We start from the raw sequence: 11,438 nt of genomic DNA, 5'->3' as shown, positions 1-11,438 counted from the left end.
CTAACTCAATGAAAATCACTAAACCCAAGTTATCTTTCTGGCAAATACTTAATATGAATGTTGGGTTTTTAGGAATTCAATACAGTTTTGGATTACAACAAACCGCTATTAACCCAATATTTCTGTACCTAGGGGCATCTGAAGAAATGTTGCCTATTCTAAACATAGCAGGTCCGGTAACTGGGCTGGTAGTTCAGCCAATTATTGGTGCAATGTCTGATAAAACGTGGTCAACTCGATGGGGAAGACGTAAACCTTATTTTCTAATTGGGGCTATAATAGGTAGTTTATGCTTATTTGCTTTTCCGACTAGCCCTGTTCTATGGTTTGCGGTAGGATTATTATGGATATTAGATGTTGGTAATAATATGGCTATGGAACCATATCGTGCATTTGTAGGTGATAAATTACCTGAGAAACAGCTAAGCTTAGGTTATCAAATGCAGAGCCTATTTGTAGGTGCAGGTATTCTTTTAGCAAACGGTTCCATTGTATTATTTCAAAAATTGCTAGGTGATGAATCAGTTGAAGTAGCAGGATCTATCCCTAAATGGTTGTACTATTCATTTTATATAGGTGGTATTCTTTCAATTACCACAATTCTTTGGTCTGTTCTTAAAACTCCTGAAATTCCTCCAAGTGATGAAGAGCTTGCCGAAATAAATCATAATAAGAGTCAGACATTAAGTGTACGAATTGGTAAGCCGTTTAAAGAAATTGCCGATGCTATAAAAAAAATGCCAAATTTTATGTGGAAAATTGGTGCAGTTTACCTATTTCAATGGTATGCGTTATTTATTTATTGGCAATATATAACGCCTTTGTTTAAACTAACATTAGGGTATTCTACCTCAGAAGCCGCATCTCAAGCTGCTCAAATGAGTCTTACTTATAATATAGTTACTATGGTAGTAGCGCTAGCTTTAGTACCTTTGACTCTTAAATATGGTGGTAAAAAAATATATGCGTTAAGCTTAGTGGGAACGGCCATTGCATTATTCTCAATATCATTTATAGCCGATCCTGTATTAGTATTAGTTCCAATGATATTATTCGGAATAGGTTGGGCAGCTATGATGGGTATTCCGTATACAATGGTTTCAAAGGTAGTACCTCAGGAACGAAGAGGCGTATATATGGGCATTTTAAATATGATGATAGTTATCCCTATGGGTATAGAAACTTTAACCTTTGGCCCTATTTATAAATATTTACTTGGTGGAAATGCAATTAATGCAATGTTATTTGCAGGTGCCTTCTTTACTCTAGCTGCGATTTTGGCAACGAGATTAAATATAAAGTCAGAAAGTAGATAAAAGATTTTTTAATTTCTTTCTCTTTTAGCTGAAAATAAAATAGGTACTTAGTACCAGCAAGGCTATTATTGCACCTGCTATATAGACATATTTCCAAGGCGTTATATCAACAGCATCAGTAACTTTAGGTTTATACTCATTCTTCTTAGGTCTTAACCATCCTGCAACAAGCATTATTAGAATATTTACAACAAACAAAATACCCATAACATCTAAAAAGTGAGGATAGGCCTTTGCTTTTACAATACTCAGCTCTTTTATATTGGTAATCCCACTTGCTTCAGCTGCTGCTACAGCCGAATCCCTAAAATATGGCTCTAATCCAATAAGGCTAACTAAATAAAGTAAAACCCCTAGAGTAAGTACAATTTTGGCACCAATGGCCGGCACTTTCTTAGTAAACATACCTACAAGTACAACCGCCAAAATTGGAACACTCAAACTTCCTAAAGAAGATTGTATATAACTAAATAATCCATCTGGTGCATAAATAATAAAAGGAGCAATAGACATAGAAATAATTCCTAAAAACAGTCCAAAACGCTTGCCCGCTTTTACCTTTTGAAACTCATTAGCTCCTTTATTAAAATGTTTATATAAATCAAAACCAAATAAAGTAGCACTACTGTTTAGTAAACTATTAAACGAGCTTAAAACAGCACCAAATAAAACCGCAGCGAAAAAACCTAGAAAAGCTGTAGGTAAAACTTTTCTTACAAGGGCAGGATATGCTTCATCTGGATTATCAAGTTGACCTTCAAATATATGCCATGCTAAAATACCCGGCAGTACAACAACTATAGGAATAATAAATTTTATAAAAGCTGCTAACATCATACCTTTTTGACCTTCTTTTAGACTTCTAGCAGCAAACACACGCTGTAAAATGGATTGATTAGTACCCCAATAATATACTTGAGCTAACATCATTCCTGTAAAAACTGTATGAAACGGTATAGAAGAATCTATTTCACCAGCCATTTTAAACTTATTAGGGTGACTAACCCACAAAGAACTTAACCCGTCACTAATACTACCATCACCAACTAATAACAACGCAAAAACGGGTATTAATAACCCACCTATCAAAAGTCCAATTGCATTAATAAGATCAGAAACAGCAACTGCTTTTAACCCCCCAAAGATGGCATAAACAATACCTATAATACCAATACTCCATACACAAATCCAAATCACAGTCCAATTTGATAGACCTAAAAGATTAGGTAAGTCAAACATTGTACTAAACGCCAAAGAGCCTGAATACAAAATAGTAGGCAATAAAACTACTGCATAAGCACATAAAAATAGCATTGATAATAATGATTTAGTCTGTGCATCGAAACGTGTTTCTATAAACTCTGGAATCGTAGTAATACCAGAACTCATATACTTTGGCAATAGAAAAACTGCGGCAATAATCATAGCGATTGCTGCCAATGTTTCCCATGCCATTACCATTAAACCCTCGGAAAATGCCTGACCATTCAACCCTACAATTTGTTCTGCAGATAAATTCGTTAAAAGCAATGATCCTGCTATAGTTACAGCTCCTAAGCTCCTACCAGCCAAAAAATAACCATCTGCAGAACTTTCGTCTGTTTTTCGAGTAGCATACCAAGCTACTACAGCAACTAAGATGGTAAAAGCAAAAAATGTAATTATAGATAGCATATTTAATATTTGTATTAGTTAATCTTGTAAATCAAAAACTTAGAGTTTCTTAATTTTAATATTTCTAAACCAGACTACGTCTGAATGATCTTGCAAGCCTATATGCCCTTCTTGATATTTACCAAACCCTTCCCAATCTTTAAATTTAGAATTTGAAACCATTTTATTCCACTCATCACCATGAACGGCAAATGTAAAAGCTTGCTTGCCATTCATGGTAACAGAACCTACATTGCTTTTGTGGTCTATTTTTAAAACACACTTATTCCATTCGCCAGTAGGATTAATTAAATCTGGTGAGCATGTAATCATATCAAACAAAGAACCTGCAAGATGCTTTGAATTTATATTTGATTGAGAATAGTCACTCGCATTATCTAAAACTTGAATTTCGGGGCCCGTTTGGTAAGCTTCTGGGAATTTTTCATCTTCATAAACACTCCAAAAAATACCACTATTACCTTTTTCTGATATTTTCCATTCAAGAGACAATATAAAATTGGTATACGTTTCTTTAGTGATAATATTCTTGCCTGCCTTGTCACTTGGTGTAAACTTTAATGCATCGCCTTCTATCTTCCATTCAGGAAAAATAGTGTCAGATAAATAACCTCTCCATTGATTAGTGGATGTACCGTCAAAAAGTATAATCCACTCATCTTTTACTATTTTGTTATCTACAACATCATTATTGTCAGTATCCTTTGATCGCTTATTACATGCTATCAAAACAACAAACAATAAAATAATTATTACATTTTTCATAGCAAATTACTGTTCGTTAAAATCAATTACAGTTCCTTAATTTTAATATTTCTAAACCAAACTTCATCTCCATGATCTTGTAAACCAATTTTTCCCGGACCTTTTTTTGCAAAGTTTTCTTTGTAGTCTGCAAACTTGCTATTTTCAATCATCTCTTGCCAATAGGAAGAATTAGTATCATATCTTAAAACCGTAGTTCCGTTTAACCAGTGCTCAACAACCCCATTTTTCTTTATAATCTTAACTTTATTCCATTCTCCATGAGCTTTTGTTTTTCTTTCAGAAGAGGCAATTAAATCATACAAATCGCCTGCTCTATGAGAATTAATTAGACCATCTTTCTGCCCTTGATCATCTAATACCTGCATTTCTGGACTGGATTTCCACCCTTCATCATATTCATCAATTTCCTGAACGGTATAAAAAATACCACTATTACCATATTTTGACGCTTTCCACTCTAATTTTAATTCAAAATTTTCGAAAGAATCGTCAGTAATAATATCTAAACCTCCATCTAGTTCTTTATTTTCAGTACCATAATCAAATTTTCTTCCTGCCAAGTAGTAAGTAAAATATTTAGGATAACCCTCAAATTTTAATGAACCATCTTCAACCACCCATTTCTTTCCTATAGTTCCTGGATTATTATACGTATGCCATCCATTGAGTGTTTCACCATCAAACAACAGTTTCCAACCATCAGATTTTTCTTCAGATGTAAGCACATTTAATAATTCTGATGAAGTATTATTATCAACATATACTTTGGTAACTCCTTGTTCAGAACTTTCAAAATATTCATCTGGAATTACCTCAAACGTTTCACCATCTCTTGACCATTCAAGTACTAAATGCGGCTCAAAACTACCAGGGAAATACTCATAATCAAAAACTACTATACCTTCTTTTAAATTTCTTTGACCTTCTTTAGATGCTTTCTCATGAAAATCATTATGAACGATTAAGTCAACATTATTTAACTGAAGCTTTGCTTTTCCTGTACTAGTTAGTCTAAAATAATACGCTCCCGGTTCTTCAATCTTCAACACTCCTATACCCCTAAGTAAAAAATTCGATTTTTCTCCCCAGAATTGGTTACGTGAAGTTAAATTGATATTAGGGAGTCTTTTATAAAACTGTTCTGCATTAACATTAATGGTAGTATCAACCTGCGTGTTATTTATATCTATAAATATTGCTTCATAAATACCTTTGTTATCTTTCACCTTAGTTCTTTCTTTGTTTTCTTTTTTACAGCTCAGTACAATAAGTAATAATAGTATAAGCGCATTGACAGTTCTTACCATATGTTAAATTATATACCTAGTATTTTCTTTAATTTTTCTTTATCCATTTCTCCACCAGCAAAATCATCAAAGGCTTTTTCTGTTGCTTCAATGATATGATCTTGTATAAATTTAGCGCCCTCATGTGCACCTTGATCAGGACTTTTAATACAACACTCCCACTCCATTACGGCCCAAACATCACAGCCATACTGTGTTAATTTAGAAAAGATGGTTTTAAAATCTACTTGTCCATCACCTGGAGATCGATATCTACCAGCTCTGTCAACCCAATCGTTGTAACCTCCAAAAACTCCTTTTTTCCCTGTAGGATTAAACTCAGAGTCTTTTACATGAAAAGCCTTAATAAATTCATGGTAATGGTCAATATATTCGATATAATCTAATTGTTGTAATACAAAGTGAGATGGATCATATAAGATATTTACTCGTTTATGATTTCCTGTGGCAGCCAAGAAACGTTCAAATGTATCACCATCGTGGATATCTTCTCCTGGGTGTACTTCATAACAAACATCTACACCCTGCTCATCAAAATGATTTAATATTGGTAACCAACGCTTGGCAAGTTCTTCAAAACCCATTTCTACTAAACCTGGTGGTCTTTGTGGCCAAGGGTGAAACGTGTGCCATAATAATGCACCAGAAAATGTTGCATGAACATTTAAACCTAAATGCTTACTTGCTGTAGCTGCATTCTTAACTGTTTGCACTGCCCATTCTGTACGTGCCTTAGGATTATTTTTCACCTCATCTGGTGCAAAATTATCAAACATGATATCATATGCCGGATGAACAGCAACCAGTTGTCCTTGCAAATGAGTTGACAATTCTGTTATTTCTAAACCATATGAATTGATTTTTCCCTTCAATTCATCGCAATAAGACTTACTTTCAGCCGCAAGATTCAGATCTATTAATCTAGTTTCCCATGTAGGTATTTGAATACCTTTATAGCCTAGGTCAGCTGCCCATTTGCACAAACCTTCTAAAGAATCAAAAGGAGGTCTCTCATCCATAAACTGAGCAAGAAATACAGCAGGTCCTTTAATAGTTTTCATATTCAATTAATTTAATTGTATCCAGCTTGCATTATTTTTATCACTTTCTACAGCTGCATGAATAAACTGAACTCCTCGTAATCCATCTTCAACATTAGGATTATCTGTAACAGGTATACTTTTGCCTTCTATTTGAGCTATTAATTGCTTTGCAAAATTTCGATAAACCGTGGCAAAAGCTTCTAAATACCCTTCAGGGTGACCTGATGGAATTCTAGATACTTCCTGTGCTTCAGGATATAATTCATTACCATTTGGGGTAAAGATTTTTTTAGGTTCATTCAACCAGCGAGTTATGAGTTCATTCGGATTTTCTTGGTGCCATTCTAAACTGCCTTCTTCTCCGTAAACACGAATAGATAAGTTATTCTCTTCTCCAGTAGCAATTTGAGAAAACGACATGGTGCCTTTTGCACCATTTTCAAATCTAAGTAATAAATTACCATCATCATCTAACACTCGCCCCTTTCCAAATCGCCCTAAGTCAGCAGCCAGCTCCTTTATTTTCAAGCCAGTTATATATTCAACTAAATTTTCAGCATGAGTTCCAATATCTCCTAAAGCTCCTCCAACACCTGATTTTGAAGGGTCAACTCTCCAAGCTGCTTGTTTTTGACCAGTCTCTTCAACAGAAGTAGCTAACCATCCTTGCAAATAATAAACTTGAACTTTTCTCACCTTTCCTATATCTCCATTAGCAATCATAGCTTTCGCTTGTTTTACCATCGGATTACCAGGATAATTATGTGTGAGCGTAAAGAACAACCCTGTTGAATTTACAAGATCAACCAACTGTTTAGATTCTTCAATGGTTAATGTCATTGGTTTATCACAAACCACATGAAACCCATTCTCTAGAGCTAATTTCGCCGGTTCAAAATGCATGTGATTAGGGGTCACTATAGATACAAAATCCATTCTGTCTCCTGAAGGAAGTTCTTTTTCTTTTAATATCATCTCTTCAAAGCTTTCATAGCAACGTTCTTTAGGAAGGAATAATTCTTTACCCGAAGTAATAGACTTTTCGGCTGAACTACTAAAAGCGCCACAAACCAACTCTATTTGTCCATCGATAGAAGCGGCCTTTCTATGTACATCGCCTATAAAAGAACCAATACCTCCACCTATCATGCCCATCCGAAGTTTCCTCATAGTTATCCTTTATATTCAATTTTTTCATTTTTAAACAACAATGCGAATAATATCAGCACAACCACTGCAAAAATTGCAGGGAACGTCCAAATCTCTTTCCAACTATGAATTCCTTCAGCAATTAAGCTTTTATCCACTATTTGACCCGCAACCCAGAATCCTACTAACATTCCGACACCGTATGTAGCCAAAGTAATTAAGCCCTGAGCAGCGCTCTTTACTTTCTCTCCTGCCTTAGAATCAGTATAAATCTGACCTGAAACAAAAAAGAAATCATAACAAATACCATGTAAGGCAATCCCCAAAATCAACATAAAGAATAGATCACCTGCATTTCCATAAGCAAATAATAAATATCGAATACCCCAGGCTAACATACCGAAAAGTATCGTTTTCTTAAATCCATATTTTTTAAAAAAGAAAGGTAAAAGTAACATAAATCCTACTTCAGAAATCTGGCCAAGAGAAGCCCAAGCTGTAGAGTTTTCAACTTTATATTCTGTTAAGAAAGGGCTAATATTTTGATAATAAAATGCTAGAGGAATGCAAATTAACACCGACGATAAAAAGAAAACTAAGAAATTTCGATCTTTTAATAAGCCTAAAGCTTCTAAACCCAAAATATCAGAAATGCTTGCCTTCTCACCTTTTCCTTTAGGTGGTGTTTTTGGCAATGTAAAACTAAAAATACCTAATATGGCAGATGCGATTGCTACCATTAAAAATGTGTTTGAAAGCATTCCTTTTTCTATATTTTCTATAGCGTCCCATTTAAAAACAAAACTGATAGTAAGCCCTGCAACAATCCAACCTACAGTTCCCCAAACTCGAACTAGAGGAAATTGCTTCGCAGGATCATTCATTTGATTAAATGACACCGAATTTACCAATGCCAATGTTGGCATATAAACAATCATATATCCTAACACATAAGGATAAAACATGCTAAATTCTGTGGTTTGAGACATTAAATACATTACACCAGCCCCTAACAAATGGAGTACACCTAAAATTCTTTCGGCATTAAAAAATCTATCTGCCACCAGCCCAATAATAAATGGTGCAATAATAGCTCCCCAGGATTGTGTAGAATATGCCATTGCCGTTTCAGCACCTGTAGCAGTTAGGTTATTACCTAAAAAAGAACCTAAAGTTACAAACCAACCTCCCCAAATGAAAAATTCGAGAAACATCATAAAGGAAAGGCGAAATTGAGTAGATTTATTCATGAAAATTTTGTTATCGCTAGTTAATTTCTATAGCCGTTTTTAATAATAGTTCTTTAGTGGTTTGAATTCCTTTTCTTTCCCCAGGCCCATCTTCTTCATATTCAACACTTACATAACCCCTATAACCTGCATGTTTAACAGCTTGCAACATCTTATTAAAATCTATTGTTGTTTCATTGCCTTTTTCATCAAAAGCATAAGCCTTAGCACTAACTGCTTGAGCTCTTGTCATTAAACGCTGAAATCCTTCGTATTTATCTGGGTATTCTTCTAAACAGTCACCCCAGTCTTCACCATCCTTTCGATCGATACACCAATTACCAAAATCTGCTAAAGTTCCACAATTGTCTAAATTAATTTCATCCAAAACAGGCATGAGTAATCTTGGATCTGAAGAAAACCATCCGTGGTTTTCTGCTAATATACTTATGCCTTTAGTGGCTGCATATTTTGAGAGTTTTTCTAAACCATCTTTTACCGCTATTTGCCATTCATCAGGGTCTACTGTACCAAAGGTATTAACCCGAATAGCGTGACAGCCCAAATAAGCCGCAGCATCGACATACTTTTTATGCATTTCAACAGATTCGGTTCTCTTTTCTAAATCGGGGTCAGCAAGATCACCTGCTTCATCGACCATAATTAATACATTCTTAACACCATGCATTTCACTTTCTTGTTTTAATCGCTCGATTACGGCATCAAATCCAATACTATCAATTTCCTTTATATATAATTGATCTACATATTCTACAGCATCAAATCCCAAAGATTTAGCTTCCTTAGCAAAATCAAATGGATCCAAATCTCCGTTCTCTATTAGAGTATGTAATGACCATTGAGCTAATGATAATTTAAAAAAAGGTTTAGTCTCTTGTTTTACCTGAAGATTTTCCACATTTTTATCTTTTACATTCTTACATGAAAAAAGTAATAAAACTGTTAATATAGTAATACTCCCTAAATTAGAATAGTAGCTGGGTTTCATTTATCAGTTAATTTTGATTAGCCTAAATTTATAATTTTTAATTTAAATTATGCTTAATAGGTTCTTTTTTGAAATACTAAATCGGTGTAGTGTTGATAAATGGAATTTAAAAAAGTACTTTTATTTATATTATTCTTTAATTTTATACTTAACAATTAGTAATTTTTTATATTATATTTTTTATAAATAACAATATATCAAAATTCAAGCTTATTTTTTATTAATTATCTATTAATACTTTATGAATTTAGAACAAAATTATGATGCAATAGTAATCGGAACTGGTATAAGTGGTGGTTGGGCTGCAAAAGAACTTTGCGAGAATGGATTAAAAACGTTAGTTCTTGAAAGAGGTCGTATGGTAAAACACATACATGATTACCTAACCATGAATAAAGATCCTTGGGATTTTGAACCAGGCGTAGATGCAATTACACAAAAAACAAAAGAAAGGCAAACTAAACAAAGTAGAACAGGATATACCACAAGAGAGTCAAGTAAGCATTGGTTTGTAGACGATGTCGAACATCCATATAATGAAACTAAGCGCTTCGATTGGATGCGTGGTTATCATGTTGGTGGACGCTCCATTATGTGGGGAAGACATAGTTACCGATTAAGTGATTTGGATTTTGAGGCAAATAAAAAAGATGGTATAGCAGTTGACTGGCCTATACGTTATAAAGATTTGGCTTCATGGTATGATAAAGTCGAGGAATATATAGGAGTAAGTGGTGAAAATTTAGGTCTTCCTCAGTTACCCGATGGTAAATTTGAACCTCCTATAGAGATGAATTGTGTAGAAGAACATCTAAAGTCAAATATAGGAGAAAATTATGATGACAGGGTGTTAACTGTAGGTCGAGTAGCACATATAACGAGTGATAAACAATATGAAGGCAGAGGAAAATGTCAATATAGAAATAGATGTATAAGAGGATGTCCTTTCGGGGGTTATTTTAGTAGTAATTCCTCTACATTGCCTGCTGCAGAAAGAACGGGTAATATGACATTGAGACCAAATTCAATTGTTCATGAAATTATCTATGATGATTCTAAAAAAAGAGCTACTGGAGTTAAAGTAATAGATAGCGAAACGAAAGAAACAATAATTTTTAATGCTGAAATTATTTTTTGTTGTGCTTCTGCTATACCTACTACTGCAATTCTAATGCAATCTAAATCTGAGCGTTTTCCTAATGGATTAGGAAATGATTCTGGTGAATTAGGACATAATATTATGGATCATCATTTTAAGGCTGGTGCAACTGCCAAATTTGATGGTTATGAAAATAAATATTACAAAGGGCGTAGACCAGGTGGTATATATTTACCTCGCTTTAGAAATTTAGGAGATGATAAGTCAAAAACTAATTTTTTAAGAGGATATGGCTATCAAGGCGGTGCTGGTAGAAATGGCGTTTCGGAATATGTTGCTGAAGCTGGTTATGGTCCAGAATTAACAGAAACCGTTCTAAAACCTGGAGATTGGTCTATGACACTTATGGGATTCGGAGAATGTTTACCATATCATGAAAATAAAATGACTCTTGATTATGAGAAATTAGATGAATGGGGATTACCTACAGTTACCTTTGATGCAGAATGGAAAGAAAATGAATGGGAAATGCGAAAGGATATGATAGAACAAGCTATGGAAATGTTTAAAAAAGCTGGTTTTAAAGATATACAACCTATGGATAGTCCCGGCGCACCAGGGTTAGGTATTCATGAAATGGGTACAGCAAGAATGGGGAGAGACCCAAAAACTTCTATTTTGAACGGCAACAATCAAATACACTCCGTTCCAAATGTTTATGTTACTGATGGTGCCTGTATGACATCTGCAGGGTGTCAAAACCCTTCATTAACTTATATGGCTTTAACTGCCAGAGCCGCTAATCATGCAGCTAAACAATTTAAAAAAATGAAAGCTTAATAAT

Annotated in this window: 9 protein-coding genes; 2 read left to right on the top strand and 7 right to left on the bottom strand. The window is 34.3% G+C overall.

Annotation, left to right across the window (positions count from 1 at the left end; all coding sequences use genetic code 11):
- Window positions 1–8: 8 nt before the first annotated feature.
- A complete protein-coding gene (locus AC1EUV_RS11370) occupies window positions 9–1,316 on the top strand; it encodes an MFS transporter (RefSeq protein WP_480198831.1) in 1,308 nt (435 codons plus the stop codon).
- Between the two features lie 24 nt (window positions 1,317–1,340).
- Here the strand turns inward: AC1EUV_RS11370 and AC1EUV_RS11365 are convergent, their stop codons facing one another.
- From AC1EUV_RS11365 to AC1EUV_RS11335, 7 genes are read right to left on the bottom strand one after another with little or no spacing between them, the layout of a single operon-like run.
- Window positions 1,341–2,990 (bottom strand): solute:sodium symporter family transporter, encoded by a 1,650-nt coding sequence (locus tag AC1EUV_RS11365; protein WP_480198830.1) that lies wholly within the window; start codon window positions 2,988–2,990, stop codon window positions 1,341–1,343.
- A 39-nt stretch (window positions 2,991–3,029) separates the two neighbouring features.
- Window positions 3,030–3,755: a 3-keto-disaccharide hydrolase gene (locus AC1EUV_RS11360; RefSeq protein WP_480198829.1), complete on the bottom strand. Its 726-nt coding sequence runs from the start codon at window positions 3,753–3,755 to the stop codon at window positions 3,030–3,032.
- A gap of 26 nt (window positions 3,756–3,781) precedes the next feature.
- Window positions 3,782–5,065 carry a 3-keto-alpha-glucoside-1,2-lyase-like domain-containing protein gene (locus AC1EUV_RS11355; protein WP_480198828.1) on the bottom strand — a complete coding sequence of 428 codons (1,284 nt, stop codon included), beginning with the start codon at window positions 5,063–5,065 and terminating at the stop codon, window positions 3,782–3,784.
- 8 nt (window positions 5,066–5,073) lie between these two features.
- A complete protein-coding gene (locus tag AC1EUV_RS11350; protein WP_480198827.1) occupies window positions 5,074–6,126 on the bottom strand; it encodes a sugar phosphate isomerase/epimerase family protein in 1,053 nt (350 codons plus the stop codon).
- 6 nt (window positions 6,127–6,132) lie between these two features.
- On the bottom strand, window positions 6,133–7,278 hold the full coding sequence (locus tag AC1EUV_RS11345; RefSeq protein WP_480198826.1) for a Gfo/Idh/MocA family protein: 1,146 nt from the start codon (window positions 7,276–7,278) through the stop codon (window positions 6,133–6,135).
- Between the two features lie 2 nt (window positions 7,279–7,280).
- Window positions 7,281–8,507, bottom strand: coding sequence for a nucleoside permease (locus AC1EUV_RS11340; RefSeq protein WP_480198825.1), 1,227 nt, complete (start codon window positions 8,505–8,507; stop codon window positions 7,281–7,283).
- 16 nt (window positions 8,508–8,523) lie between these two features.
- Window positions 8,524–9,495: a sugar phosphate isomerase/epimerase family protein gene (locus tag AC1EUV_RS11335; protein ID WP_480198824.1), complete on the bottom strand. Its 972-nt coding sequence runs from the start codon at window positions 9,493–9,495 to the stop codon at window positions 8,524–8,526.
- A gap of 241 nt (window positions 9,496–9,736) precedes the next feature.
- On the opposite strand from AC1EUV_RS11335, the gene AC1EUV_RS11330 reads away from it, so the two are divergent.
- Complete coding sequence (locus AC1EUV_RS11330; protein ID WP_480198823.1) at window positions 9,737–11,434, top strand: GMC oxidoreductase; 1,698 nt, start codon at window positions 9,737–9,739, stop codon at window positions 11,432–11,434.
- Window positions 11,435–11,438 lie beyond the last annotated feature (4 nt).

Source organism: Maritimimonas sp. 2304DJ26-3 (genome assembly GCF_056591635.1).
Note: the sequence above shows the minus strand (reverse complement) of the source record. Positions and strands in the feature narration are given on the sequence as shown.